The sequence below is a fragment of the Acinetobacter sp. AB03 genome (genome assembly GCF_058107045.1).
The window spans coordinates 1,976,619-2,002,153 of sequence record NZ_JBUEBA010000002.1 but is presented as its reverse complement, the minus strand read 5'-3'; the positions used below and the strand labels follow the sequence as shown (position 1 = coordinate 2,002,153).

Sequence of the window (25,535 nt, the reverse complement as noted above, 5' to 3'; positions counted from 1 at the left end):
AGATTGTAGTGAAATGCATTTTTCTTTTATAGTCAGTGACAAAGGACTGTATGTTGAAGGGAAAATGAAAAGTAACTTAACTGAGATTGTGGCTTTTTTAGAAAAGGAATTTCCGCAAAGTTTAGAAAAATGTCGTATCGAATCTGTCACTGAGCGCGCAGCAACAGTGGTGTATCAGGTAGATGAGCGCGATTTGCGACCGGGGGGAACGGTTTCAGGCCCAACCATGATGACTCTTGCAGACTATGCATTGTATATCGCTATTTTAGGGGAAATTGGGCTTGTCGGTTTAACCGTGACCACCAATTTATCGGTCAACTTTCTAAGTAAACCCGCAGCTTCAACAAATATCCGCGGTGAATGTAAGTTAATGAAAGTTGGCAAAGCATTGGTGGTTGGGGATGTGTGGTTGTATTCAGTGGGTAAGGATGAACCCATTGCACATGTGGTGGGAACTTATTCTATTCCACGCAAATCCTAAAAAATGTCTGAATAAAAAAGCCTGACGAATCAGGCTTTTTTTAAATTAGTTATTCACTAAAGGGGTTTCAACTTTAAAATTAAAAGGGGTGAGTACGGTTTTACGCAGTTCATTCGATAGTTCTGGGTAATCTAAAGTGTAGTGTAGACCGCGCGATTCTTTACGCTCCATAGCACAGCGCACGATCATTTCAGAGACTAAAACTAAATTACGTAGCTCAATAAGATTTTTGCTGACTTGGTAATCTTGGTAATACTCGGTAATTTCTCGCTTCAACATTTCAATGCGGTGTAGCGCACGTTCAAGACGTTTCGTGGTACGCACAATGCCGACGTAGTTCCACATGGTTTGACGGAGTTCATCCCAGTTTTGTAAAATCACCACATCTTCATCAGGATTCATCACTTGTGAGTCATCCCAAGACGGAGCAGTTGGGGATTGGTAATTTGAATCAAAACTTTTTTCGATGTGTTCTGCTGCACTCATGCCATACACAAAACACTCTAACAGTGAGTTACTGGCCATACGGTTGGCGCCATGCAAGCCAGTATATGAGGTTTCCCCAATTGCATAGAGACCAGTAATGTCAGTTTGACTATGTTCATCAACCACCACACCGCCACAGGTATAGTGCGCAGCAGGAACAACAGGAATCATTTCCTTGGTAATGTCGATGCCGAGTTCAAGTAAGCGTGCGTACAGGGTTGGGAAATGTTCTTTAATGAAACTTTCGGGCTTATGGCTAATGTCGAGCCAAACGTGACGAATACCTAAACGTTTAATTTCATAGTCAATCGCTCGCGCCACAATGTCACGTGGAGCCAGTTCCGCACGTTCATCAAAACGCAACATAAAGCGTTCGCCATCGGGTAAGCGTAAATAGGCACCTTCACCACGCATTGCTTCAGTAATGAGGAAAGAGCGCGCTTGTGGGTGGTATAAACAGGTTGGGTGGAATTGGTTAAATTCCATATTGGCCACGCGACAACCTGCACGAAATGCCATGGCAATACCATCGCCCGTTGCAATGTCTGGGTTCGATGTATACAGATAGGCTTTCATGGCACCGCCACACGCTAGCGCGGTGAAAGGGGCTAAAAAGGTATGTACTTTTTCAGTCTTTTCATCGAGTGCATAGAGGCCTAATGCACGATTTTGTTCTTCCAAGCCCAGTTTTTGAGAGGTAATTAAATCGATAGCGATGTAATTTTCAAAAATGGTGATGTTGTCTTTTTCAATTGCACGTTCAACTAAGGTAGTTGAAATGGCGCGACCTGTAGCATCTGCGGCATGAATAATACGGCGTTGAGAGTGTCCACCTTCACGTGTTAGATGCAACTGTTCTTGATCATCAAGGGTAAACTGCACGCCGTGTTTCAATAGAAAATCAACAGAAGGTTTACCACCTTCAACGGTTTGCTTTACGGCTTCGGTCTCACATAAGTGAGCGCCCGCAATCATGGTGTCATCAATGTGCTGTTCGATGGAATCCGTTTCATCTAAAACAGCGGCAACGCCACCTTGTGCATAGAATGTACTTGCATCGGTCAGGTTTGATTTTGCAAGAACAGCAATATTGAAATGTTGAGGCAACGATAAGGCTAAGCTCAGGCCTGCACCGCCACTTCCCACAATAATCACATCAAAATGATGTGTTGTGTTTAAATTAGACATGTCCATCAGCTAATTTGGAAAAAAGTTCGCTAATGACAGCGCTTTTTTCACGAAAAGGCAAGAGTAAAATCTCTACAATTGATGGGAAATATAAATAAAGAACGTATTTTTTAAGCAAATTTTAAGCTCTTGTTTATACAAACATAATAGAACATATTATTACCCAAGATAGACAAAGATTATGCTAAAAACGCTAATACATAAATTGATAACAAACATATAGGTCAATACTTGATATGAAAAGTCGCGCGATACAAACTGGTTTTTTTGCTGTTGCATGCACAATGGCTACGGTGCAAACACAAGCAGCACCTGTTGATTTCTCAAACTTGGTTGAGCAAGTCAGCCCTGCTGTAGTTAGTGTCAATGTGGTTAAAAAGATGACTCAAGAAGAGTTACTGCAGCAGCAAATACCTGAGATTTTGAAGCGTTTTTTTGGTAATCAAGTCATTATCCCACAGCAGCAAGCGCCGCAAGAAAAAACGGCTTATGGCAGCGCATTTTTTATTAGTAAAGATGGTTATTTACTGACAAACCACCACGTCGTAGAAGATGCATCGAAAGTCACGATTATGTTTAATGACCGTCGTGAACTGGATGCAACTGTAGTAGGTAGTGATGAACGAACCGATGTGGCCCTGCTTAAGGTGAATGGTACGAATTTTCCATCACTCCGTGCAGGCAATGTTGATCAACTGCGCGTAGGCGAACCTGTGCTTGCGATCGGTTCACCGTTTGGTTTTGATTACTCGGCTTCAGCGGGAATCGTGAGTGCGAAAATGCGTAATATGATGGGAGAGACATCGGTACCCTTCATTCAAACCGATGTGGCTCTCAACCCAGGAAACTCAGGTGGTCCGTTATTTAACCAGCAGGGTGAAGTGGTTGGAGTGAACTCGCGTATCTTCAGTGGTACGGGCGGTTATATGGGGCTGTCTTTCTCGATTCCCATTGATGTCGCAATGGATATTGCTGACCAACTTAAGAAAACAGGTAAAGTTACGCGCTCTTATTTAGGCTTCAATTTACAAGATCTAGACCGCAATTTGGCAGAGTCTTATAATTTGCCGAAACCTGAAGGTTCACTGATTACCAATGTTCAGCCGAATTCACCTGCGCAGAAAGCGGGGCTAAAAGCAGGCGATATTATTTTAAAATTCAATGGAACGCCGATTTCGCGTACCTCTGAGTTATTGAACTACTTAAATCGTACCATGCCAAATCAAACGGTACAGCTTGAAGTATTGCGTGATGATAAAAAGCGTAATATATCGGCAACCTTAACTACTGCACCTGATGATACACCCGCAAAATCAGATACAGTTACACAAAGTAAAGGGCCTGTGTTAGGTATTGCTATCCGAAATTTAGCACCTGCTGAATTGTCACAACTCAATGTGAAAGGTGGTGTGTTAATTCAAGAAGTGAAACGTGGCGGAGCAGCAGCACAGTCAGGCATGGCGGCTGGTGATGTGGTCACTCACATTAATAATAAAGTCGTAAAAGACACCAATGATTTTGTCCAAGCGGCATCTGAATTGAAAAAAGGTCAGGTTGCCCGCGTTGGAATCATCCGACAAGGCACACCTGCCATTTTAGGGATGCGCATCCAATAATCGAAAAAAACCACTCTTCGGAGTGGTTTTTTATTTTTTGCAATTTGATGATGCCTGTTATTTGCGTACACTGCCATCTTCATAAGGATATTTAGATTCAATAGAGTGTTTATGAGTAGTATTTTTGACTTAAGACTTCAGGTAAAAGCAGAACATATCGACCAGTTAGGCCATGTGAATAACGTGGTTTATATGCATTGGATGCAGGATGTCGCAACAGCACATATTGATGCACTGGGTTTAGGCTTAAAAGAATATATTGAATTAAAACATGCCATGGTTGCAGTTGAGCATCATGTGCAGTACCGAAAAGCTGCATTTAAAGAGGATGAAATAATCTTACGCACATGGTTTGACGATATAAACGCATTATATTCATCACGCCAATATGTGTTTTATAGACCCAAAGACAATAGCATTTTATTTGTTGCTCAAACCAAGTGGGCTTGTGTAGAGATTGAAACAGGACGCGCGAAACGTATGTCACCCAGTTTTACCCAAGCTTACCAACCGCTTGCAAAAGATGTGAATGCCCTAGATTTTTCAATGGATTATTCAAAAAGCCCAGTGAAAAGCGAAAACACGTAAAAAAGCGTCAGAGTTGTGAAAAGGAAGCGTATTAATATGGATACTTTAAAAAAACCATCTGTTATAATCCTTCGCAATTTCTATTCGGCTTTTGTTGTGCATCGAAATTTGTCTGCATAACGCTTCATTTTGTTCAAGGTAGCCCATGGCGCAAGCTAAAAAATCTGTTGATATTAAAAATATCCGTAATTTCAGTATTATTGCTCACATTGACCACGGGAAGTCAACGCTCGCTGACCGCTTTATTCAAACCTGTGGTGGTTTGCAAGATCGTGAAATGCAAGCACAAGTACTTGACTCCATGGAACTTGAACGTGAGCGTGGTATTACCATTAAAGCTGCGTCGGTTACTTTGTATTACACCCATCCAAATGGCCAAGAGTATCAATTGAACTTTATTGATACACCAGGGCACGTCGACTTTTCATATGAAGTGTCACGCTCATTGGCGGCTTGTGAAGGTGCATTGTTGGTTGTAGATGCAGCACAAGGCGTGGAAGCACAGTCAGTTGCGAACTGCTATACCGCAATTGAGCAAGGTCTCGAAGTTCTACCAGTGCTCAACAAAATTGATTTACCGCAGGCTGAGCCTGAACGTGTGATTCAAGAAATTGAAGACATCATTGGTATTGAGGCGACTGAAGCACCAACCTGTTCGGCAAAAACAGGTCTTGGGATTGATAGCGTTTTAGAAACCCTTGTTAATGTCATTCCTGCACCTACTGGTGATCGTAATGCGCCATTACAAGCTTTAATTATCGACTCTTGGTTTGATAACTACTTAGGCGTGGTTTCTTTGGTGCGGGTGAAAGAAGGTCGTGTGCGTAAGGGCGACAAGATGTTGATGAAATCAACAGGTCAAACGCACATCATTACTTCTGTGGGTATTTTCAATCCTAAGCATACTGAGACAGACATCCTTGAAGCGGGTGAAGTTGGTTTCGTAATTGCAGGGATTAAAGACATTTTTGGTGCGCCAGTGGGTGATACGATTACCCTTGCCAACACACCAGAAGTCAAAACCTTACCGGACTTTAAAAAAGTGAAGCCGCAGGTTTATGCAGGTTTGTTCCCAATTGATTCAAGTGAATTTGAACCGTTTCGTGAAGCTTTGCATAAACTTCAGATCAATGACTCGGCGTTATTCTTTGAACCTGAAAGTTCAGATGCTTTAGGTTTTGGTTTCCGTTGTGGCTTCTTAGGCATGCTACATATGGAAATCGTGCAAGAGCGTTTAGAGCGTGAGTATGATTTAGACCTCATTTCATCTGCACCGACAGTGATTTATGAAGCGGTGATGAAGAATGGTGAAACGATTTATATCGATAGCCCATCTAAAATGCCAGATGGTTCAACGGTTGAAGACTTACGTGAGCCGATTGCTGAGTGCCATATCCTTGTACCGCAAGAGTATTTGGGTAATGTCATGACTTTATGTGTGGAACGCCGTGGTGTTCAAAAAGACATGAAGTTTATGGCGAACCAAGTTTCAATTACCTTTGAAATTCCAATGGCGGAAGTGGTGATGGACTTCTTTGATAAATTGAAGTCGTGTTCACGTGGTTTTGCGTCGCTCGATTATAACTTTGTACGTTTTGAAAGTTCATCATTGGTAAAAGTCGATGTTCTAATCAATGGCGATAAAGTCGATGCCTTGGCAATGATTTGTCACCGTCAAGATGCACGTCACCGTGGTATTGCATTGGTTGAAAAAATGAAAGATTTGATTCCACGTCAAATGTTTGATGTGGCAATTCAAGCGGCCATTGGCGCACAAATTATTGCTCGTTCAACCGTAAAGGCAATGCGTAAAAACGTATTGGCGAAATGTTATGGTGGTGACGTTTCTCGTAAGAAGAAACTGCTATCGAAGCAAAAAGAAGGTAAGAAACGCATGAAGCAAGTGGGAAGTGTGGAAATACCACAAGAAGCGTTCTTGGCTGTGTTGAAAGTAGAAAGATAAAAAGGTAGGAATATAAGCCCATGGATTTTGATTTTAATTTGATACTTGTTCCTGTCACACTGATTTTCTTTTTGGTGTGGTTGCTCGATAAGTTTGTATTTAAACAACGAGCGACGAAAGGCAAGGGAAATGAAAATTTTGTCATTACGTGGGCTTATGATTTCTGGCCAGTCCTTGCGATTGTTCTATGCCTACGTTCATTCTTTTATGAACCTTTTAATATTCCTTCGGACTCGATGGTCCCGACTTTAGAAACTGGTGACTTCATCTTGGTCAATAAGTTTGACTATGGTGTGCGCCTGCCGATTGTGAATAAAAAAGTGATTGATGTGGGTGAGCCTGAGCGTGGCGATGTGATTGTCTTCCGTTATCCACCGCAACCGACGATCAGCTATATCAAACGTGTGGTTGGTATTCCTGGCGATCACATTGTTTTTGATCATGGCCAATTAACCATTAATGGTCAAAAAATTGCTAAAGTGCCTGTTGAATTTAGCCGTGAAAAAGACCGTTTAGATACGCCTACTTCGATATATCATAAAGAAACGATTGGCAAGCATACCTTTACCATGCGTGAGTTAGAAGGTGTTAATGTTGCACGCCAAGCACCGTATATTAACTTTGTAGAAAATGGTAAATACTCTGCTGAAAATGGTTTATATTGGGAAGTGAAAATAAAAGAAGGTGAGTACTTTGCGATGGGGGATAATCGCGACCAAAGTGCTGACAGTCGTTTCTGGGGAATGGTTCCTGAACAGAACCTAACAGGTCGTGCATTTTATATTTGGATGCATAAAGAACCTGGCTTTAAGTTGCCGTCATTTAACCGTAACGGTAGCATTGACTAATATCGATTCGGAAAATAAAAAATGCGCAAGAATCAACAAGGGGCATCTTATATCGCCATTTTATTTGCAATCATGGGGTTTGCATTTATGGCGAAAGTGGCAATTGCAGTTTGGGCTCCCTATTTTGATGATCGGATGATCAATAGCCAAATTGAGGAAGTATTTCAAAGCAGCCCGAAAAATATTCAGCCCGCGGAGTTTGAGAGTCAGCTTTCAAAGCGTTTGGATATGAATGGCATTCGTGATGTGAAGATTAAAGAAATTATGCAAGTCACCAATACCGAAGGGTTGCAGGTGAAAAAGGAGTATGAGGTAAGAAAACCATTCTTGCTGAATATAGATTTAGTATTAAAGTTCGAGAAAAGTTTTGATCAAAGCTCAGTCCAAGCTAAGTGAAGCCCGCTTAGCGAGCCGTATCGGTTATCAGTTTAAACAACCTGAATTACTTCAGCTTGCACTGACCCACCGATCGGTGAGCCACAAATACAACTATGAGCGCCTAGAGTTTCTAGGCGATTCTTTATTAGGGATGATTATTGCAAATTATCTCTACAAAGCTTATCCAACTGAGAACGAAGGCCGTTTGACGCGTATGCGTGCAACCTTGGTTCGTCAGGAAGCTTTAGGTAAGATTGCAAATGATTTAAAACTGAGCCAGTCACTCATTTTAAGTACAGGTGAGTTAAAATCAGGTGGACATCATCGCGAGTCCATCCTTGCGGATACGGTTGAATCTATTATTGGTGCAATCTATGTGGATTGTAGTGATTTAACGGTGTTGGAGCCGATTGTGTTAAAATGGTACGAGCCATATTTAGACCATATCGAGCCAACCGATCAACTTAAAGATCCTAAATCTCGTTTACAAGAATATCTTCAGGCACGAAAAAAAGCTCTCCCAGTTTATGATGTGGTCGATATTCAAGGCGATGCACCCAATCAGCATTTCAAAGTGGAGTGTAAAGTGGATGGATTGTCTGTTGTAATGGGTGAGGGTACCAGTCGCCGTTTTGCTGAACAAGCAGCTGCGGCGGATATTTTAAAACTTTTGGAGCAGTAATCTGCCATGTCAAATTCTTCCGATCACATCGATGCTGATCACGAGTCGCAAAGCGACAGTAATGATTTAATTAGCCAATTTTTTAGCGAACAAGGCACAGAAATCCCAACGGATTTTCGTAGCGGCTTTGTGGCAATTGTCGGTCGTCCAAACGTAGGCAAATCTACGTTGATGAACCATTTGTTGGGTCAAAAATTATCGATTACTTCACGTAAACCACAAACCACACGTCATAAAATTGTGGGAATTGATTCACGTGCAAAATCTCAAGCGGTATTTGTTGATACACCAGGGATGCATAAAAAAGAAGTGCGCGCCATCAACAAAATGATGAACCGTGCTGCGTCTTCTGCATTGCGTGATGTCAACTTGGTATTGTTTGTTCTAGATGCAGACAAGTGGACTCAAAACGATGAGCTCGTTTTGGAAAAACTCAAAAATGCAGAGATGCCAGTGATTCTTGTGATCAATAAAATTGATACACTTGAAAATAAAAACCATGCATTACCCTTGATTCAAGAACGTGCAAAATTAATGAATTTTGCTGAGATTGTTCCTGTTTCTGCACTACGTGGTGCAAACTTAGACCATCTGCGCGATACCATTGAAAAATATTTACCTTTCCAGCCACCGATGTATTCATTGGATCAACTGACAGATCGTTCTGAACGTTTCTTGGCATCAGAAATTATCCGTGAAAAGATTATGCGTCAGTTGGGTGAGGAACTACCTTATGATTTAACCGTGCAAATTGAGTCGTTTAAGACTGAAGAAGCAACGGTAAATGAAAAAATAGGTCGTCCAAAACCAGCATGTACATACATTGATGCAACGATTTTTGTAGACCGCCCAGGCCAGAAAGCAATTGTGATTGGTGAAAAAGGCGCTAAGCTTAAGAAAATCGGTATGGATGCGCGTATCGATATGGAAAAAATGTTTGAACAAAAGATCATGCTGACGCTTTGGGTTAAAGTGAAAGGCGGTTGGTCTGATGATGAGCGTGCATTGAAAAGCTTAGGTTATAGCGATATCTAAGTTTTAAGAAAACAAATTTTTATAGGGATGGTGTTATGGTCAAGGTGTTCGCAGTAATGGCTTGTATGTTGTTTTTGCAAGGTTGTATACACAAGATCGTCACCGTTCCTGTAAAGATTGCGTATAAAACCACAAAAGGCGTGGTGAAAGGAACCGCAGCGGTGGTTGGTGCTGTTATCCCAGATGGGGATGATGAAGACAGTGAACAGAATGATAAAGATAAAAAAGATTAGTTAATTCCTCATGCGCAATGAAGTACTGCATGGTTATTTAATTCACCACAGAAAATACCGTGAACGTAGTCATATTGTGCATTTATTTACCCAAGAGCATGGGCGAGTTGATGGCATTCTAAGACAAACCCCGCCGCCACAATATCAGCCGATTTGTTTACAAGCTTCGGGTAAATCTGAACTCAAAAATTTTACAAAACTTGAAATTGTCAATCAGCCGATTTTTTTCTTCGGGGATGCTTTTTTTTCAGGTTTTTATCTCAATGAGATTCTGCTCAGACTATGTCCGCTCGAAGTACAAATGGAGCAAAGTTTTGCTCAATATGCACATACGCTAACGCAATTACAACAACTGGCGCAGCAAGCAGATCCTAATCAGTTTTTAAAACAAATTCTAAGACAGTTTGAGCACGAACTACTGGAAGATTTGGGTTATGCCTTAGATTTTTCGACTGATGCCAATCAACTAGAAATTCAATCATCACTCAAATATATATTCCAGCTGAATGAAGGCTTTATTCCTACTGCACAAGCTTCGCGAGCGACCTTAAATGGACAGCAAATTTTAAGCATGTGCCAATATGAAAAGGGTAGGGATTTTGGTTTGGAACAGTTACAATTGCTGACCAAGTTGTATCGACAAATGATCAGTTCATTGTTGGGCGATCGCCCCTTAAAAAGTCGTCAGTTGTGGATTCAGAACACTCAAACTCAATCGTAATTAGGAAATGAATATGGCTGCATTACTTGGTGTAAATATTGACCACGTGGCAACTTTACGACAAGCGCGTGGAACGTCTTATCCTGATCCAGTCAATGCAGCATTGATCTGTGAGCAAGCAGGGGCGGAAGGGATTACCTTGCATTTACGTGAAGACCGTCGTCATATTCAGGACGATGATGTGCGTCGTATGCGTCCAGCGCTTAAAACACGTATGAATTTAGAGTTGGCAGTTACGGATGAAATGATTGCATTTGCCAAAGAAATTAAACCGCACCATGTATGTTTTGTTCCTGAAAAACGCCAAGAAGTAACGACCGAAGGTGGTTTGGATGTGGTTGGACATTTTGACGATGTCAAAGCGGCAACTCAAGCCTTGTCTGAGATTGGCTGTGATGTGTCCTTGTTTATTGATGCTGACTTTGCACAAATTGATGCAGCAGTTGCTTGTGGTGCACCAACCATTGAGATTCATACAGGTGCCTATGCTGATGCAGAAACACCTGAAGCTCAGCAACATGAGCTTGAACGTATTGTCAAAGGTGCTGAATATGCAGCATCAAAAGGTTTAGTGGTGAATGCTGGGCATGGGCTCAACCTTGAAAATGTGACCCCAATCGCACAAATTCCACAGATTCACGAATTAAACATCGGCCATTCCCTAATTGCGGATGCTATTTTTGTGGGCTTGGAACAAGCTGTACGTGAAATGAAAGCAGTGATTAAAGCTGCACGTTAATTCTAAAGTTTTTAAGATTTGAATATGTCGAATATCAATTATGATGAACTCATGAAGCCCGTCATGGACTTCTTGGGCTGTGAAACACCAAAAGCTTGGTTGGCTGAAGCACTGACTAATCTTGATGTGCTGATGCAAGACCATGCGAATTGTGAGAAGAAAGCTGCAGGTACAGCGATGAACCTGATGTTTCGCTATAGTTTTTTTACCGATTTGCAAGTCAAGCTTGCACAACTGGTTCGTGAAGAAATGCTGCATTATGAGCAAGTGCTTGAATTTATGAAAAAGCGCGGGCTAGAGTGGTGCAATCTGAGTGCAGGTCGCTATGCGGGTGGTTTACGTAAAGAAGTGCGGACTTATGAGCCTGAGGCTTTAATTGATATTTTAATCATTGGTGCCTTTGTAGAAGCACGTTCATGTGAGCGTTTCTACGCGTTAGCACCTTTGGTGGATGATGAATTAGGTCGTTACTATCGCTACTTGCTAAAGTCTGAATCCCGCCATTTTGAAGACTACTTGGCTTTAGCTTTAGAGGTGGCGCAAACGGGGAAATTGAAAAATCCGAAAGAAGATATTCAAGCCCGTATTGAACATATCCGTAACGTCGAAAAAGAGCTAATTAGTACACCTGATGATGTGTTCCGTTTCCATAGTGGCGTGCCTGTGGAAGCGGCTTAGGAATAAAGCGGGTGAATGCTACAGTTTGTAAACTGTTCAAAATTTACAGATTCTCAGTGTAGATTGCCTTGACTCATTAAAAAGCCCAATTTTATAGATTGGGCTTTTTAATTAAAGAAGGGTAGATGTGATGTATTGAGAGCTGTAATTCCTTTCCATAAAATCGCGAAATATGAGTCAGTGGAATGAGTTGTTTAAGTATGGATGTTTAGTGATTTTGAGGATGATTTATTGTACTTTTTTATATCTTCCACGTTCCACCATTGCACATCATGAAAAATTGTTGCATCAGAAAGAGTATTTCGCAAAGTCTCAGAGACATGACTTAATTGGGTTGAAAGATCTATTTTCTTAAAAAAATATTTTTTAATGATTGGCTGTGATGGGTGAATAAAAATTAAAAATAAGTTGTCATTTTTATCGTAACGATTATATCTAATAAAGTGGGATGACTAAAACTAAGTAAGTATCCTCAATCTTCATTGTGAATTGCAGCGATTGCAAGTTGTTATTGATTGAATTGTTCAACAAGATGTTGGGCTAATAGTTCACCAATAATTTATCCTTCCTATTTTTTCATTTCAGTTGCTGTGATCGGGAAGTGATCTGAACGAACATCCATATGTGTTTTAAATGTGCCCATGATTTTTCTTGTGAATCATTTTGGGTATTTTTAAGATAAGTTATTTTTCGATAATGGTTTAGTTCTGGCTTTCTGTTGGGTTTAGCTGGAAGATTTACATCTTAAGCAGCGAAACTTTTAAGACGTAGAAAAGAAGAAAGCCCACAACATATAGTGTGGGCTTTCTTGAATTTGGCTCTCCAACCTGGGCTCGAACCAGGGACCTGCGGATTAACAGTCCGTCGCTCTACCGACTGAGCTATTGGAGAATCTGCATGCGATTATAAGGACATTTCATAGTGGGTCAAGTCTAAAATGTCATGTTGCTGTCATTTTTATATTGGATGCTTTTTATTTGAACAAAAAAATCATTTTCAAAAAAAATCGTATTGAAGTGCTTGCAATGTTGAAAAGTCATTGATAGTCTGATTTTAACAACAGAGCGTTTAAGTGAAAACTTAAACAGTGTGGATTTATAACCAACTTGCCAGCACTAAAATGGCTAAACAGGAGAAAGCGAATGAATACGCTTACCATTTCCGATATTTTTGCAAACCTAGCTGATTATCAAGATCAGTATCTCTCTATTATTTCAAACCCTGAACAATACTATACCCCTGTAGAGTCAGCCTATATTGATGTTTGGCCAGTCGGTTGTACAGACTTGTATTTGGGTGATTTATTACAACTTTGGTTTAGTGAGCGTTGGCTGGTCAACAGTCCTTGTCAGTTGCTTTCAACACAGTCGACGACTACTCTTAAAAAGACTGTGCAGCGAGAACATGATCTGTATTTGTATCAGTTGTCAGGCAGTACTTTATCAGGCAGTAATCATTCAAAAGTCTGGTCTGCTGCTGAAGGCAAAAGCTTAGACGTGATTTTAGACAGTGCGTTTAAATACTATTGTATTTATAAAGGGGCTGAACGTCCCGATGCCTCAAAATTGCAGACGCTGAAGACGTTTAAAACCGCAATTTGATCTGTCATGCTGAAGTAAAGTTTACTTTGGCGTGAAAAAGGCACTGAATATTATCAGTGCCTTTCGTTTTTAGGGACGAATAATCATACAGGTGGCTGTTGCATGGGCGTAGAGTTTACCGTCTTAATCTACAATTTTACCTTCAGAAATACCTAGGTTCTTACTGATGTTGATCACGCTGCCGATGGCAAGTAGTTCTTTGTCTCTTGGAATCGGTCGGCACATTTTAATATTCAGATCAATGGTGCCATAGCCAACACCAGCTTCAAGCATAGTATGTACGGCACAACCCGTCACTGAGTCGAGTACTGCTGCTGCAAAGCCACCATGCACGCCACCAAGCGGGTTTAAATGGCGATGATCTGCTTTTGCTTTAAAGCTAATTTTCCCTTCAGAAACTTCAAAAGGCTGCATGGGAATAGTTTCACTGATACTTGCAGGTGGAATTTTTCCTGTACACATGGCTTCTAAGAGTTGTAGTCCTGTCATTTCTTTGGGATTCATCTTGTTCATTCCTATATTTATCTATGAGTTCCTTTTTGGAACCTGTTGTCCAATTAAACAAAATTCAGTCTTTTCGTCAAGATTCAGCATTGGATTGATCAGTACAAAAATCAACGAAATCGTAATCATGGATTGAGCTCATGCTATGAACATATTGTAGGGAAAAGATTTAGGATTATTCATTTTGATAATTTGAGTGTTGATAGAACAGAGCAGCCTAAACGTGAGCATTGTTTTAAAATGGTGCACAAAATTTATACACTCTTTTGTTTTTTATTTATATATAAGATAAACAAGGTTTTAGTAATTTACACAGTCTTCACATGAAGAGGGAACTCACAATGAACGTGTCCTGTTTATGCGGTAAAACCAAGTTCCAAGCCGCACTCAAAAATCATGATGTCCATGCTTGTCATTGTTCTATGTGCCGCCAGCAGTCGAGCGGGGTGCTCATGAGTATTGATGTCGAACCCAGTAGTTTAAAGTTTGACAATCAAGAATATTTAAAATTATTCAAATCATCAGACTGGGGTGAGCGAGGTTTTTGTAGCGAATGTGACACGTCGCTTTTTTGGCGAACTCAGGACGGCAGCTATTGCAATATCAATGTATTTGCGATGGAAGAACAGCCAAAAGATTTAAAACTTACAACAGAAATTTATATTGATAATAAGCCTGATTTTTACCAATTCAAGTATTCTACGGAGCAGCTCACGGAAGCGGATGTGATTGCTTTATTTTCACCAGATGATGCTAAATAATAAGGTATTCAGGTTGAATCATCTGAGTTACATATCGAGATTATTGATAAATTGCATGAGAAAAACTCTCTAGATTTAATAAGATATATTCGATATATCTAAAGCAGGCTGTTGAATAAGGACGCTCAAACATGCTGCTTAAAATTTCCATTGCAATGTTGGCCTTTGCAGCCAATTCGGTGCTATGTCGTTTAGCGTTGGCTGAGCAGCAGATTGATCCGATGAGTTTTAGCTTACTTCGGGTCTGTAGCGGTGCAATGGTGTTATTTCTACTGTATATGCTCTCTACTCATAAGGCCAAAATAGAGTGGAGTGTAAAAAATGGATTTTTTCTTGCCTTATATATTGTGGCTTTTTCACTGGCCTATTTGCATATCGACGCGGGTGTAGGTGCATTACTACTGTTTGGGACAGTGCAGTTAAGTATGGTCAGTTATGGCCTGTGTCATGGTGAAAAAATCAATTTGCGACGCGGGTTGGGGCTGGTGATCGCTATTTTAGGTCTTTTGATTTTATTGCTACCAGGGGCTTCGGCACCTCCTTTGGGTTATGCTGCATTGATGGTGCTTTCAGGCATGGGTTGGGCAATGTATAGCATCGCGGGTAAGAATATGCATAATCCACTGACCAGTAGCTTGGCAAATTTTGTAGTGGCGATTCCTTTTGTTATCTTGGTCTATTTGTTTTTTTACACACAGAGTTTTATCCAGCCAAAAGGTATGCTGTTGGCATTCTTATCTGGTGGTTTGGCATCGAGTGGAGCATATGTACTTTGGTATGCCATAGTGAAGAAAATTGATCGGGTCACGGCCAGTAGCGTGCAATTGTCCGTGCCGTGTTTGGCGATTCTGGGTGGGGCATTGTTTATTGGTGAGCCTTTGAGCTGGCGGATTATTTTGTCTGCAGTTATTGTGCTGGCTGGTATAGGTTTAGTGATTTGGGTGTCGAATAAAAAGGAAATTCCTAATAAAATTGAAAATTAGAAGATGTAAATAATGAAAGAGAATAATGTATTGATTCCTGAAATTTACGCCTCTTATCCTTATGATGGAAAGATTTTAGAATATTATCAGGGCGTTTTTGAATCGGTGTATATCGTTTTGCATCCATTTTATAAAGCGGTCACATTGGAACTGGAACGTTATAATGTTGAAACGTGGCCTGAAAAAAATGAGTTTATCGAAGGCTGTTATCCGATTTCATGGCATGAAATTTTAAATTTAGTTGGGCTAGATAATATCTCTCAAATAGATGTTGCATTAAGAACGATGATCGGCGGTATTAAACAACAATATGAAAATATAACTTGGGAAAAGCTAGTCCTTGATTTATACAAGCAGAGTGAAATTATTAATCCATGTGATAATGGGCATATTTCTCCATTTTTAGAGAATCCTCTTTTAGATGCAATAAAAAAGCTGGGTTATGAGTTTTTGTTGACTGTTGATGAACATGGAATAAATCAACCGAAAAAAATGCATATTAATGATTTGATCGCAAATGATCTTCTTGATGTATGCAATTACACTGAAGATCATCAACTTTTATTTGCTACACATTGGGACAGTCACTGTACCTTTTTATGTTCTTCCAAAAAAATCATTGATCAAATTTTAAAAATTCATCCATTTGAAGGATTTTTCTGTACACCGAATACGGAAGTATATTGGGGACTTCACCAAATTTAAGCCATAAAAAAACCCGCGAAGTTCGCGGGTTTCTCTAATCTAACTTTAAAGGGTTAAATTATTTTTCAGCAGCAATTGAAGCAATCGCAGCATCTACGCCTTCGATTGAATCAGCCGCTTTCTTGATACGTGCAAGCGCATCTGCAAGTACTTCGTCAGCAGTTGCATAAGAAATACGCATGAAACCGCCCAAGCCGAATGCATCACCAGGAACTACAGCTACGCCAGTTTCTTCCAATAACCATTCAGAGAATTCTGTGCAAGATTTTAAGCCTTTCGCACGAATTAATGGACGGATGTTTGCATATGCATAGAATGCACCATCAGCAGGTAAGCAAGAAATACCGTTGATGTCGTTCAAACCGCTAACAACTAAGTCATGACGGCGTTTGAATGCTTCAATCATTGGCTCAAGAACGTCTTGAGGGCCATTCAACGCAGCTTCAGCAGCAACTTGTGAAATAGAAGTTGGGTTTGAAGTTGATTGCGATTGGATTTTTTTCATTGCGCCAATAAGCTTAGCAGGGCCCGCTGCATAGCCAATACGCCAGCCAGTCATTGCATACGCTTTAGACACACCGTTTAACACGATTGTGCGGTCATAAAGGTCTGGTGCAACTGTTGCGATATTGTAGAATTCGTCATCCCAACGGATTGGTTCGTACATATCGTCAGAAGCGATATAAACTTCTGGGTATTTACGAAGAACATCAGCCAAAGCTTCTAATTCAGCTTTAGTGTAGATCATACCTGTTGGGTTTGATGGGCTGTTTAAAACCACTAAACGAGTTTTGTCTGTGATCGCAGCTTCAAGTTGAGCAGGTGTGATTTTGAAACGTTGTTCTTCACCACATTTTACAATAACAGGAACACCTTCAGCGATAATCACCATATCTGGGTAGCTTACCCAAAATGGTGCAGGGATGATTACTTCATCACCTTTGTTTAACAAAGCTAATGCTAAGTTAAAGAATGACTGCTTGCCGCCACAAGAAACCAAAATTTGGTTTGCAGCATAATCAAGGTTATTGTCACGCTTGAATTTTGCAATAATCGCTTTTTTAAGGCCAGGCGTACCATCTACAGCGGTGTACTTTGTGAAACCGTTGTTAATCGCTGCAATTGCTGCATCTTTGATGTGTTGTGGGGTGTCGAAGTCAGGTTCACCTGCGCCCAAGCCAATAACGTTCTTGCCAGCCGCTTTTAATTCAGCAGCTTTGTTGGTAACAGCAAGAGTTGGGGACGGTTTGATGGCATTCACACGATCAGAGAGACGTACGTCCACGGCAGTATTCCTTCTTATAGGGTTTAAAAAATAAAAAGCACACTATCTTAGCTTAAAAAACTCAAGCAAGGCGTTTAAAAACACAGATTTTCTGCAAAAAACATAAAAAAAATTCAATTTTGAATTAATGATTTCAAAAATGTACAGAATTAGGAAGTTTCTCGCATCTTTATGAAAAAAACTTTAAAATAAGCGCAATTTGATGAGAGTGATGGTCATGAGTAAGCAACAGCCTACTTCAAAAAAACCTTTGGTGAATCTCCCATTCCCAATGCCAAATGCAGAACAAAGTGCTGACGATGTTGCACATAATCAGGTTCGTCCAAAACCTGAACAGTATGCAGATCGTACTTGGATGCCACCACGTGGCACCCGTCGTTCAATGGGTAAACGTTGATTCGCCATTGAGATAAAAAAAGCGCCCTGTTTAGGGCGCTTTTTTATTGATCATTCGCTGGGTTGTAATTGGTAACCCGTCGATCATTTTCTGCATAGTAGGTTTTTTTGTGCTCATACATCGCAGTGTCGGCACGTTTAAGCATATCTTCAACCCGTTCATTTGGCTGGCTGGTGGCAGTGCCAATCGACACACTAATAGGTTGATGATTATTAAATTGGTTATCTACCATTAAAAGCTCATGCAAACTTTCAATACAATGGTTCAATGCGGCTTCATCGGCGGCAGGTAATAGCACCACAAATTCATCACCACCGATCCTTGAAGCAGAGTATTGCGTATTTTCAATTAACTGATTCAGGGTATTCCCCATACGGCGTAATAAGCTATCGCCTTGATCATGACCAAGGTTGTCATTGATAGCTTTTAAGCCATTCATATCTAGGAAAATACAAGACACAGGGCGTAGGTTGTTGCGCTCAAGTCGGTTGATTTCAGTGCTGTAGAAAGAGCGGTTATAAAGTTTGGTTAAGACATCATGTTTGCCCAAGTACTCAAGATAATTTTTGGCTTTTTTACGTGCGGTAATATCGGTGAGCGCCAGTTGAACCATACCCCAATCGTCTTCGAAGCCTGGAAACACGGCAAAATGTAACAGTACATGGCGAATACTGCCATCGAGCGCGTAGTTGACCGCTTCGCAGTTATGTTGAATATTGCCATCCCACAGTTCGAGCAGTTGATGTCGAAAGGTCTTTTGGGTTTCGTTTTGAAAGACTTTATGCAAATTTTTAAGTAAATGGTCTTTGTCACGTGCAGCAAACAAATCGAGTGTGGCTTGGTTGACATCGGTAACCATGATGTCTCTGAGACATTCATTAATAAAGTCATTGTGGACATCAAGGAAAGTTTTAAAGTCACTGATCCCCAAACGACGTAAATGATCTAAACGTGCTTTGACTCGGCTAAAGTCCTCAACCCAAAGTGAAGTGGGCGAGTATTGAAAACGTGCCTCAGCAATTAAACGACTTTTTTCTTCTAAACGTTGTGCATTGGCATAAGGTGTAATGTCTTCCGTGGTGATCAAAACCAATGAAAGATCGTGTTCATGACCAGGGAGCACTGTCCCTCGCAGGCGAATGTCAAGGCGATTAACTGTAAGTGTATAATTTACAGCAGTATTTTCAAATAAAATTTCACCATTCCAAAGTGCGACCAGCTCATTTAAATGAGTGCTTGACATATCTGCTTTAAAAATTTGCGCAAGGTTTGCGGTTAAGTCTTCAAAACTTTGGGCTTCAAATTGTTTTAAGGTTTGCGGGTTGACATGCAGGACTTTAATTTTATGCGCACAACTTAAAATACCTGATTTGTCTTCCAACAGAAAAGACGCAATATCTTCAATACCTTCACTCCGCCAAAGATCGAATTGTTTTTGTACTTCGCTAAAGTCTTCTAACCACATGGCAATGGGAGATAATTCAAAAATAGGAGAGTCCAATAATTGCATTTATATCTCGTTTTTATGTTGGAATTTAAAGCAGTATAAGCGCTAAAAAAACTTTTTAAAATAATGTGATAAAAAAGTTATTTTTAAAATTTATGTGAGTTTATGGGGGGATTTAGTCAAAAAATGCATATTGATTGCTCATAGAAAGTGCATAAGCTCCAATGGTTTTGGAGTTTAAAGAGCGTATATGCTGATATTGATAAGCGCTAAATGCTTTGAGGTCGATAGCGAAAAATTTGTGATTGTTGATATTGATGGTCGCGCCAAAATAAATTGATCACCAACAGGTTTGGAATCAATACCATGAAGAATAAATAAATCAAAAAATTCTTTCGTTGTTGTTGGTATATCTGCATGAAGTCTTGGCTGCTGATGGTTGTGTTGTCTGCTGCGACCGATAACACTAAAACTTCTGGGTAGATAAACTGACGGTTGTCTGTGTAATAACGGATACTGACTATTTGTTGTTGAAAGTTTTCTAAGAGTGGGCAGCTTTTAAAGCGATCCATAAAATTACAGACCAATCTTAGTGGTTGCTGCTGAGAAGGCTCATTTAACACAACATCTTCATAGTGTGATTTATTACGCCCAGAGCCCACAGTGTAGCTATTTAACCGAATTTGGCCCTCGATGTGTTGTGGGTTAGGTATATGTATTTGCAATACGTACAGCCGAATAGTCAGTAAATTTGCTGAGACTGGAAAGTGCAAAAACATTAATGATGAAGAAGGGTGCCGTCATGAATAAAATATTTAAGAGGAGGTTGTTCTTTTTTGGTTGTTCGTTCTTTGTCTTTTTGAGGAAGGATAAGCAAATAACAAAGATAAAATATACAGGGGATAGATTTATAAAATTAAAATCTTGAAACTGAGGCAGTTGATAAAATGCAATCAGCATGACAACGGCAACCACTATGCTAAAAACGGCATGCTTGTTTCTTCTGGATTTTAAGGCTTTAAGCTGTCTATTTGTTCTCATGATTTTTTTAAATTTTTGAAAAGTATGATTATGATTCAGAGTGTAAGTGAACCTTTAAAAGTTAAAAAGAGAAAAGCAGGAACAATATCGTCACCTTTATTTTTGTAGTAGTTGGCGATTGGGGATAGGGAAGATTCTAATAACTCTATTATTTTTAACGAAAAAAGCCAATCTGATGGATTGGCTTTTTTGAGAAGACTGGATTTAACGTGAGGCTTTTCGCGCACGATGTTCAGGCTTCGGTGGTGCGATTTCTCGTGTGCCTTGCCAAACTTCAATGAAGTCTTGTTCATTGATATTATAAAGTTCCAACAGCGCTAGAATGGCACCACCAAAAAGCATGCGCCCCTCCGCGTTGGTCTCAAAATCAAATATTTTCCCTGACAGCGCATGTAAAATATCTTCAATTTCAAACACACGATCGCGACCATTACTGTCGGTTGGATACATACGCGTGTTGAGGATAATTTTGGCTAAACTTTTTTCATTATCGGTTAAGGCCAAATGCTGAATCAGCATGTCATCATTTTGGGTACTGAAAATCACAGCATCGTTAAAAATGGTGTGCAAAAACTTTTTACTTAGACGTGGCAGTGTTCTTTCCACAAATGGGCGAAATGATGAAGGGAAAATAACATTATGAGAAATGCCTTTAAACATAGGAGCAATTTCTTCAACTTTATAACCTGCAATACCACAGCCTATAGAGGTTAGAAAGTAAGTCATTTTAGGATGATTTTTGGTATAGATTTTAAAGTCATCAATATAGTGTTGAATTTGCGAGAGCGGCATTTGTTGTAAGTGTTCGTTCATAGTGGGAATGGCATAACTTTGCCCTGACCATCCACGTCCGACGCCTTTTATTGCACCAAAGTGCTCAAGTGCAGTTCGGGCAGCGCCATCCGCATGTTGACCTGCCATGTTACTACCAAACACAAATACGGTATGTTCATCTAGGTTTTTGACGATGCTTTCATCATGATATTGGTAAGTCATAGGCTCTGATTTTTCGCTCTTCTTCACTTCATGTTGCCCTTGAAATACGGGGGGGTCAAGTGAAAAATCTTTGTAATATTTTCAGTAAATTACATTAAAAATCTAAAAGCAAGAATTGCTCGGGATTGAATATGTTAAAATAGGCGGTTGAAGAAGCAAATCTTGGGATATGTCTGTGAGTGAGAAACAACCTTTTGATTTAGTCACCAATTATCAACCCGCAGGTGATCAGCCGCAAGCCATCGAAAAACTTGTTGCTGGAATAGAAAAGGGCTATCACGACCAGTTGTTACTTGGGGTTACGGGTTCAGGTAAAACCTATACCATGGCCAACGTGATTGCGCGGACGCAACGTCCGACCATTGTTATGGCACATAATAAAACCTTAGCCGCACAGCTTTATGGTGAATTCAAATCTTTCTTTCCGAACAATGCCGTCGAATATTTTGTCAGCTATTATGACTATTACCAACCTGAAGCCTATGTGCCATCTTCAGACACATTTATTGAAAAAGATTCTGCGATCAATGACCACATTGACCAAATGCGTTTATCTGCAACACGTTCGCTCTTAGAACGTCGCGATGCAATTATTGTTGCTTCAGTTTCTGCTATTTATGGTTTGGGTGACCCTAATGCTTATATGAGCATGTTGCTACATATTGTACAGGGCGATCGTATCGCACGTGATGACATCATTCGTCGTTTGGTGGAAATGCAATATAGCCGTAATGAGCTTGAGTTTTTACGTGGTACCTATCGTATCCGTGGTGAAATTATCGATATTTTCCCTGCCGAATCGGATCAGCATGCGATTCGAATCGAGTTGTTTGATGATGAAGTCGATTCGATTCGTTGGTTCGATCCACTGACAGGCAAACTTGTCCGTAAAGTTCCGCGCGTGACAATTTACCCAAAAAGTCACTATGTAACACCGAAAGATAATTTAGAGCGCGCCATCGGCACGATTCGTGAAGAGTTAAAAGAGCGTTTAGGTTTCTTTCGTGCACATGACAAATTGCTTGAAGCTCAGCGAATTGAGCAACGTACCCGTTATGATTTAGAAATGATGCAGCAGTTGGGCTACACCAACGGTATTGAAAACTATTCACGTCATTTGTCAGGTCGTCCTGCGGGTGAAGCGCCGCCGACCTTATTTGATTATGTTCCTGACGATGCCTTACTGATTATTGATGAGTCACACGTGACTGTGCCGCAAATTGGCGCGATGTATAAAGGTGACCGTTCGCGTAAAGAAAACTTGGTGAATTATGGTTTCCGTCTCCCTAGTGCTCTAGATAACCGTCCAATGCAGTTTGAAGAGTGGGAACGGATTACCCCAGCTACAATTTATGTCAGTGCAACCCCAGCCAAATACGAGCTTGAAAAAGCCGAACAAGTGGCCGAGCAGGTGGTTCGTCCTACAGGTCTGATTGACCCCGAAATTGAAGTGCGTCCAGTATTGACTCAAGTTGATGATGTCTTGTCTGAGATCAATATCCGTAAAGATCTAGACGAGCGTGTTTTGGTAACCACCTTAACCAAACGTATGGCAGAAGATTTAAGTTCGTACTTAAAAGAGTATGGAGTCAAAGTTGCTTATCTGCACTCAGATATTGACACTGTTGAGCGGGTGAAAATTATTCATGACTTACGTTCAGGTGTCTACGATGTTCTCGTTGGGATCAACTTACTACGTGAAGGCTTGGACATGCCTGAAGTGTCTTTGGTGGCGATCTTGGATGCGGACAAAGAGGGTTTCTTGCGTTCTGAGCGTTCTTTGATTCAAACCATTGGTCGTGCAGCACGTAATGTAAAAGGCAAAGCGATTTTATATGGTGATCGGATTACTGATTCGATGCAAAAAGCCATCGATGAAACAGCTCGTCGTCGTGAAAAACAAATGGCCTTTAATGAGCTGCATGGCATTATTCCGCGTAGCACCATCAGACAAAATAAAAAGGATATTGATACAGGCGAAGTGCTGACAGATGATCAAGTTGAAAGTGGTATCGCAGATCAACACCAAACGCTCAGTGCAGATGAGCAGCACTTGCTGTCCGATCCGAAACTTCTTGCCAAGCATTTAAGCAAGTTGGAAAAAGAAATGTTAAAAGCTTCTAAAGAGCTACAGTTTGAGCAAGCTGCACGTCTGCGAGATGAAATTTTACGCTTAAAGGCACAACTTCTAACCTAAGTTACATTTACATAACGCTACAGTAATTTGGGCAGAAAGCATTATTTTTTAAAGAGATGTTTATTTTTAGATCATAAATTCTGAAATATTAAAGGTACAGTTTATGTCTGCAAATCTTCCAAAGGCGGGTTTTACACTTGCCAAAATTGCTGTAGGTGGTGCTGTTTTAGTCGGGTTAGGCATGGCAACCATGGCTTACGCCCAGAGCAAACCCTTAGCCGTGGTGGATAAGGTTGAATTAGACCGTTATTTGGGTGTTTGGTACGAAATTGCACGTAAGCCCATGTACTTCCAAAATAAATGCGGAAGTAATGTCTCGGCTACTTATACCTTGAATGAAAATGGCAATGTGACAGTAGATAACCGCTGTTATGCTCAAGATGGTAAGCTGATGCAGTCCATAGGTGAAGCATTTGTACAAAACCCACCTTTTAATAGTAAGTTGAAAGTGAGTTTTTTACCTGAGGTGGTGCGTTGGTTACCTGTGGCACGCGGGGATTATTGGATTTTAAAAATTGATGATGACTATGAAACGGTTTTAGTGGGTGAGCCACGCCGTAAATATATGTGGGTGCTTTCCCGCTCGCCTCAACCAGACCAAAAAGTCATTAATGAATACTTAGAATATGCAAAGTCAGTGGGTTATGATTTGAATGACCTGATTCATACCAAGCAATTGCAAAAGTAAAATCTATTAAGCCTTGAAAGCCATGCCATGCTGAAGCATGGCTTTTTTAGTTTCATATACGTATTTTAAAACTTGAATAATAAAGCTTTACACAGTCGAACGCTTTATAATTGCCGCCTATCAAAAAATCGTGTAAATCAATGTGGAGTGAAGGATGTATAAAGGTGTTGCACTATCGGTTTTAGCATCCGTCACTTTTGGAGTTTTGTATTTTTATACCTTTTTTTTAAAGCCCTTAGATAGTGAGCAAACTTTTGCTTGGCGTATGCTTTCGACCTTACCCTTTTTAACCGCATTCATGTGGTGGAGTGGCGATTTAAAACTCATTTCGGAGTTGTTTAAGCGTATGTTTAAACAACCTTGGATGATTGCTTGGTTATTGTTTAGTTCTGTTTTATGTACCACGCAGTTGTGGCTATTCTTATGGGGGCCCATGAATGGTCGTGGTCTACAAGTATCACTCGGCTATTTTTTACTGCCTTTGGTCATGGTGTTGGTTGGTTGCATCCTTTACAAGGAAAAACTATCCCGCTGGCAAATGGCCGCGGTAGCCTTTGCTTTGCTTGGGGTAGGACATGAAATTTGGCGTATTGGTAGCATGGCATGGGAAACGGTTTATATTGCTTTGGCTTATCCTTTGTATTTCTTCCTGCGCCGTGTTTGTAAAACGGATCATTTGGGGGGCTTCTGGTGGGATCTGTTTTTAATTTTACCTGTCGCGTTTTATTTGGGCTTTGTGCATAGCGATAGTTTGGCTTTGATACAAGAGTTTCCACATCTGATTTTGGCGGTCATCGGACTGGGTTTCTTAAGTGCAATGGGACTCGGAAGTTATATACTCGCGAGTCGTTATTTACCTTTTGTGATCTTTGGTTTGCTGAGTTATTTGGAGCCTGTTTTATTAGCAGGAGCATCAGTTGCCATGGGAGAGCGTATAGAGCCAGGTGAGTGGTTTACCTATATTCCAATTTGGTTCGCAGTCTTATTGCTTATTATTGAAGGTGTGTTGCATTTATATAAACAGCAACAAAATAAAAAACAGCTCGAACGAAATATTGAGCATTTTGAAAAAAAGCAACATTCAGACTAATTTGATGATGTTCGGAGCTGTCATTGCTCTAGAATTTGGGCGATAAGCAAGTTCCTGATTTGTTTCTTGCCCTTTTAGAATAGTTGACTGTTTGATAAAACATCATTTGCGTAACTGTTTATTTTTTATCTAAAAAATAATTTTTTAATTTTTATACTGCAAAATCATAAGACTAAATGCAATCATTTCTTAAATTAATAATGA

26 protein-coding genes and 1 tRNA gene are annotated in these 25,535 nt (G+C 40.4%); 20 read left to right on the top strand and 7 right to left on the bottom strand.

The window, feature by feature from the left end:
- The first annotated feature begins 64 nt into the window (after positions 1 to 64).
- On the top strand, positions 65 to 481 hold the full coding sequence (locus tag ACY3FQ_RS10205; protein WP_205666817.1) for a PaaI family thioesterase: 417 nt from the start codon (positions 65 to 67) through the stop codon (positions 479 to 481).
- A gap of 45 nt (positions 482 to 526) precedes the next feature.
- Here ACY3FQ_RS10205 and nadB read toward each other — a convergent pair whose 3' ends face one another.
- Positions 527 to 2,161, bottom strand: coding sequence for an L-aspartate oxidase (gene nadB, locus ACY3FQ_RS10200; RefSeq protein WP_489774014.1), 1,635 nt, complete (start codon positions 2,159 to 2,161; stop codon positions 527 to 529).
- A 230-nt stretch (positions 2,162 to 2,391) separates the two neighbouring features.
- On the opposite strand from nadB, the gene ACY3FQ_RS10195 reads away from it, so the two are divergent.
- The 11 genes from ACY3FQ_RS10195 (at position 2,392) to ACY3FQ_RS10145 (ending at position 11,636) form a co-directional block, all read left to right on the top strand.
- A complete protein-coding gene (locus ACY3FQ_RS10195) occupies positions 2,392 to 3,771 on the top strand; it encodes a Do family serine endopeptidase (protein ID WP_234965859.1) in 1,380 nt (459 codons plus the stop codon).
- Between the two features lie 111 nt (positions 3,772 to 3,882).
- On the top strand, positions 3,883 to 4,359 hold the full coding sequence (locus tag ACY3FQ_RS10190) for an acyl-CoA thioesterase (protein ID WP_489774013.1): 477 nt from the start codon (positions 3,883 to 3,885) through the stop codon (positions 4,357 to 4,359).
- A 145-nt stretch (positions 4,360 to 4,504) separates the two neighbouring features.
- Positions 4,505 to 6,322 (top strand): translation elongation factor 4, encoded by a 1,818-nt coding sequence (gene lepA / locus ACY3FQ_RS10185; protein ID WP_489774011.1) that lies wholly within the window; start codon positions 4,505 to 4,507, stop codon positions 6,320 to 6,322.
- A 20-nt stretch (positions 6,323 to 6,342) separates the two neighbouring features.
- Positions 6,343 to 7,170, top strand: a complete 828-nt coding sequence (lepB, locus tag ACY3FQ_RS10180) for a signal peptidase I (RefSeq protein ID WP_489774010.1) — start codon at positions 6,343 to 6,345, stop codon at positions 7,168 to 7,170.
- 21 nt (positions 7,171 to 7,191) lie between these two features.
- Complete coding sequence (locus tag ACY3FQ_RS10175) at positions 7,192 to 7,566, top strand: DUF4845 domain-containing protein (RefSeq protein WP_004693667.1); 375 nt, start codon at positions 7,192 to 7,194, stop codon at positions 7,564 to 7,566.
- Positions 7,538 to 8,230, top strand: a complete 693-nt coding sequence (gene rnc, locus ACY3FQ_RS10170; RefSeq protein ID WP_058869418.1) for a ribonuclease III — start codon at positions 7,538 to 7,540, stop codon at positions 8,228 to 8,230. The genes ACY3FQ_RS10175 and rnc overlap by 29 nt, the downstream gene beginning before the upstream one ends.
- A gap of 6 nt (positions 8,231 to 8,236) precedes the next feature.
- Positions 8,237 to 9,265, top strand: a complete 1,029-nt coding sequence (gene era, locus ACY3FQ_RS10165; RefSeq protein ID WP_489774008.1) for a GTPase Era — start codon at positions 8,237 to 8,239, stop codon at positions 9,263 to 9,265.
- A 35-nt stretch (positions 9,266 to 9,300) separates the two neighbouring features.
- On the top strand, positions 9,301 to 9,498 hold the full coding sequence (locus ACY3FQ_RS10160; protein ID WP_004693662.1) for an NF038104 family lipoprotein: 198 nt from the start codon (positions 9,301 to 9,303) through the stop codon (positions 9,496 to 9,498).
- A gap of 10 nt (positions 9,499 to 9,508) precedes the next feature.
- On the top strand, positions 9,509 to 10,219 hold the full coding sequence (gene recO, locus ACY3FQ_RS10155) for a DNA repair protein RecO (protein WP_489774006.1): 711 nt from the start codon (positions 9,509 to 9,511) through the stop codon (positions 10,217 to 10,219).
- 13 nt (positions 10,220 to 10,232) lie between these two features.
- On the top strand, positions 10,233 to 10,958 hold the full coding sequence (pdxJ, locus tag ACY3FQ_RS10150) for a pyridoxine 5'-phosphate synthase (protein WP_004980400.1): 726 nt from the start codon (positions 10,233 to 10,235) through the stop codon (positions 10,956 to 10,958).
- 24 nt (positions 10,959 to 10,982) lie between these two features.
- Positions 10,983 to 11,636: a MiaE family protein gene (locus tag ACY3FQ_RS10145; RefSeq protein ID WP_489774004.1), complete on the top strand. Its 654-nt coding sequence runs from the start codon at positions 10,983 to 10,985 to the stop codon at positions 11,634 to 11,636.
- A gap of 815 nt (positions 11,637 to 12,451) precedes the next feature.
- Here ACY3FQ_RS10145 and ACY3FQ_RS10140 read toward each other — a convergent pair.
- Positions 12,452 to 12,527: transfer RNA gene (locus ACY3FQ_RS10140), tRNA-Asn, on the bottom strand.
- Between the two features lie 251 nt (positions 12,528 to 12,778).
- Between ACY3FQ_RS10140 and ACY3FQ_RS10135 the strand changes: the two genes are divergently transcribed.
- Positions 12,779 to 13,237, top strand: coding sequence for a hypothetical protein (locus ACY3FQ_RS10135; RefSeq protein WP_279741829.1), 459 nt, complete (start codon positions 12,779 to 12,781; stop codon positions 13,235 to 13,237).
- Between the two features lie 123 nt (positions 13,238 to 13,360).
- On the opposite strand, the gene ACY3FQ_RS10130 is transcribed toward ACY3FQ_RS10135, so the two are convergent.
- Complete coding sequence (locus ACY3FQ_RS10130) at positions 13,361 to 13,741, bottom strand: PaaI family thioesterase (RefSeq protein ID WP_489774003.1); 381 nt, start codon at positions 13,739 to 13,741, stop codon at positions 13,361 to 13,363.
- Between the two features lie 341 nt (positions 13,742 to 14,082).
- On the opposite strand from ACY3FQ_RS10130, the gene ACY3FQ_RS10125 reads away from it, so the two are divergent.
- From ACY3FQ_RS10125 to ACY3FQ_RS10115, 3 genes are all read left to right on the top strand, one after another.
- The gene (locus tag ACY3FQ_RS10125; protein ID WP_489774002.1) at positions 14,083 to 14,502 is read left to right on the top strand and encodes a GFA family protein; all 420 of its coding nucleotides are present in this window, start codon (positions 14,083 to 14,085) and stop codon (positions 14,500 to 14,502) included.
- Positions 14,503 to 14,633: 131 nt separating this feature from the next.
- On the top strand, positions 14,634 to 15,485 hold the full coding sequence (locus ACY3FQ_RS10120; protein ID WP_489774001.1) for a DMT family transporter: 852 nt from the start codon (positions 14,634 to 14,636) through the stop codon (positions 15,483 to 15,485).
- Between the two features lie 12 nt (positions 15,486 to 15,497).
- Positions 15,498 to 16,190, top strand: coding sequence for a DUF2711 family protein (locus ACY3FQ_RS10115; RefSeq protein WP_279677997.1), 693 nt, complete (start codon positions 15,498 to 15,500; stop codon positions 16,188 to 16,190).
- Between the two features lie 58 nt (positions 16,191 to 16,248).
- Here the strand turns inward: ACY3FQ_RS10115 and ACY3FQ_RS10110 are convergent, their stop codons facing one another.
- Positions 16,249 to 17,475 carry a pyridoxal phosphate-dependent aminotransferase gene (locus ACY3FQ_RS10110; RefSeq protein WP_489774000.1) on the bottom strand — a complete coding sequence of 409 codons (1,227 nt, stop codon included), beginning with the start codon at positions 17,473 to 17,475 and terminating at the stop codon, positions 16,249 to 16,251.
- Between the two features lie 217 nt (positions 17,476 to 17,692).
- Between ACY3FQ_RS10110 and ACY3FQ_RS10105 the strand changes: the two genes are divergently transcribed.
- On the top strand, positions 17,693 to 17,872 hold the full coding sequence (locus tag ACY3FQ_RS10105) for a hypothetical protein (RefSeq protein WP_004693646.1): 180 nt from the start codon (positions 17,693 to 17,695) through the stop codon (positions 17,870 to 17,872).
- Positions 17,873 to 17,915: 43 nt separating this feature from the next.
- On the opposite strand, the gene ACY3FQ_RS10100 is transcribed toward ACY3FQ_RS10105, so the two are convergent.
- From ACY3FQ_RS10100 to ACY3FQ_RS10090, 3 genes are all read right to left on the bottom strand, one after another.
- Complete coding sequence (locus tag ACY3FQ_RS10100) at positions 17,916 to 19,382, bottom strand: GGDEF domain-containing protein (RefSeq protein WP_489773998.1); 1,467 nt, start codon at positions 19,380 to 19,382, stop codon at positions 17,916 to 17,918.
- A 206-nt stretch (positions 19,383 to 19,588) separates the two neighbouring features.
- Positions 19,589 to 20,044 (bottom strand): hypothetical protein, encoded by a 456-nt coding sequence (locus tag ACY3FQ_RS10095; protein WP_489773997.1) that lies wholly within the window; start codon positions 20,042 to 20,044, stop codon positions 19,589 to 19,591.
- A 520-nt stretch (positions 20,045 to 20,564) separates the two neighbouring features.
- The gene (locus ACY3FQ_RS10090; RefSeq protein ID WP_078389013.1) at positions 20,565 to 21,356 is read right to left on the bottom strand and encodes an A1S_2505 family phage non-structural protein; all 792 of its coding nucleotides are present in this window, start codon (positions 21,354 to 21,356) and stop codon (positions 20,565 to 20,567) included.
- 175 nt (positions 21,357 to 21,531) lie between these two features.
- Here ACY3FQ_RS10090 and uvrB point away from each other — a divergent pair, with 175 nt between their 5' ends.
- The 3 genes from uvrB (at position 21,532) to rarD (ending at position 25,331) form a co-directional block, all read left to right on the top strand.
- Positions 21,532 to 23,553: an excinuclease ABC subunit UvrB gene (gene uvrB, locus ACY3FQ_RS10085; protein WP_348959982.1), complete on the top strand. Its 2,022-nt coding sequence runs from the start codon at positions 21,532 to 21,534 to the stop codon at positions 23,551 to 23,553.
- 103 nt (positions 23,554 to 23,656) lie between these two features.
- Positions 23,657 to 24,241 (top strand): lipocalin family protein, encoded by a 585-nt coding sequence (locus ACY3FQ_RS10080; protein ID WP_126036112.1) that lies wholly within the window; start codon positions 23,657 to 23,659, stop codon positions 24,239 to 24,241.
- A gap of 154 nt (positions 24,242 to 24,395) precedes the next feature.
- Positions 24,396 to 25,331, top strand: a complete 936-nt coding sequence (gene rarD / locus ACY3FQ_RS10075) for an EamA family transporter RarD (RefSeq protein WP_126036114.1) — start codon at positions 24,396 to 24,398, stop codon at positions 25,329 to 25,331.
- Positions 25,332 to 25,535: the final 204 nt, after the last annotated feature.

Bases quoted from the DNA above. Each gene is read 5' to 3' on its own strand.
- ACY3FQ_RS10175 (WP_004693667.1), top strand. From the start codon at position 7,192: ATGCGCAAGAATCAACAAGGGGCATCTTATATCGCCATTTTATTTGCA.
- ACY3FQ_RS10160 (WP_004693662.1), top strand. From the start codon at position 9,301: ATGGTCAAGGTGTTCGCAGTAATGGCTTGTATGTTGTTTTTGCAAGGT.
- ACY3FQ_RS10135 (WP_279741829.1), top strand. From the start codon at position 12,779: ATGAATACGCTTACCATTTCCGATATTTTTGCAAACCTAGCTGATTAT.
- ACY3FQ_RS10190 (WP_489774013.1), top strand. From the start codon at position 3,883: ATGAGTAGTATTTTTGACTTAAGACTTCAGGTAAAAGCAGAACATATC.
- ACY3FQ_RS10080 (WP_126036112.1), top strand. From the start codon at position 23,657: ATGTCTGCAAATCTTCCAAAGGCGGGTTTTACACTTGCCAAAATTGCT.
- ACY3FQ_RS10125 (WP_489774002.1), top strand. From the start codon at position 14,083: ATGAACGTGTCCTGTTTATGCGGTAAAACCAAGTTCCAAGCCGCACTC.
- ACY3FQ_RS10195 (WP_234965859.1), top strand. From the start codon at position 2,392: ATGAAAAGTCGCGCGATACAAACTGGTTTTTTTGCTGTTGCATGCACA.
- rarD (WP_126036114.1), top strand. From the start codon at position 24,396: ATGTATAAAGGTGTTGCACTATCGGTTTTAGCATCCGTCACTTTTGGA.
- ACY3FQ_RS10130 (WP_489774003.1), bottom strand. From the start codon at position 13,741: ATGAATCCCAAAGAAATGACAGGACTACAACTCTTAGAAGCCATGTGT.
- recO (WP_489774006.1), top strand. From the start codon at position 9,509: ATGCGCAATGAAGTACTGCATGGTTATTTAATTCACCACAGAAAATAC.
- ACY3FQ_RS10105 (WP_004693646.1), top strand. From the start codon at position 17,693: ATGAGTAAGCAACAGCCTACTTCAAAAAAACCTTTGGTGAATCTCCCA.
- pdxJ (WP_004980400.1), top strand. From the start codon at position 10,233: ATGGCTGCATTACTTGGTGTAAATATTGACCACGTGGCAACTTTACGA.
- ACY3FQ_RS10115 (WP_279677997.1), top strand. From the start codon at position 15,498: ATGAAAGAGAATAATGTATTGATTCCTGAAATTTACGCCTCTTATCCT.
- lepA (WP_489774011.1), top strand. From the start codon at position 4,505: ATGGCGCAAGCTAAAAAATCTGTTGATATTAAAAATATCCGTAATTTC.
- ACY3FQ_RS10090 (WP_078389013.1), bottom strand. From the start codon at position 21,356: ATGACTTACCAATATCATGATGAAAGCATCGTCAAAAACCTAGATGAA.
- nadB (WP_489774014.1), bottom strand. From the start codon at position 2,161: ATGGACATGTCTAATTTAAACACAACACATCATTTTGATGTGATTATT.
- ACY3FQ_RS10100 (WP_489773998.1), bottom strand. From the start codon at position 19,382: ATGCAATTATTGGACTCTCCTATTTTTGAATTATCTCCCATTGCCATG.
- lepB (WP_489774010.1), top strand. From the start codon at position 6,343: ATGGATTTTGATTTTAATTTGATACTTGTTCCTGTCACACTGATTTTC.
- ACY3FQ_RS10120 (WP_489774001.1), top strand. From the start codon at position 14,634: ATGCTGCTTAAAATTTCCATTGCAATGTTGGCCTTTGCAGCCAATTCG.
- era (WP_489774008.1), top strand. From the start codon at position 8,237: ATGTCAAATTCTTCCGATCACATCGATGCTGATCACGAGTCGCAAAGC.
- ACY3FQ_RS10145 (WP_489774004.1), top strand. From the start codon at position 10,983: ATGTCGAATATCAATTATGATGAACTCATGAAGCCCGTCATGGACTTC.
- ACY3FQ_RS10205 (WP_205666817.1), top strand. From the start codon at position 65: ATGAAAAGTAACTTAACTGAGATTGTGGCTTTTTTAGAAAAGGAATTT.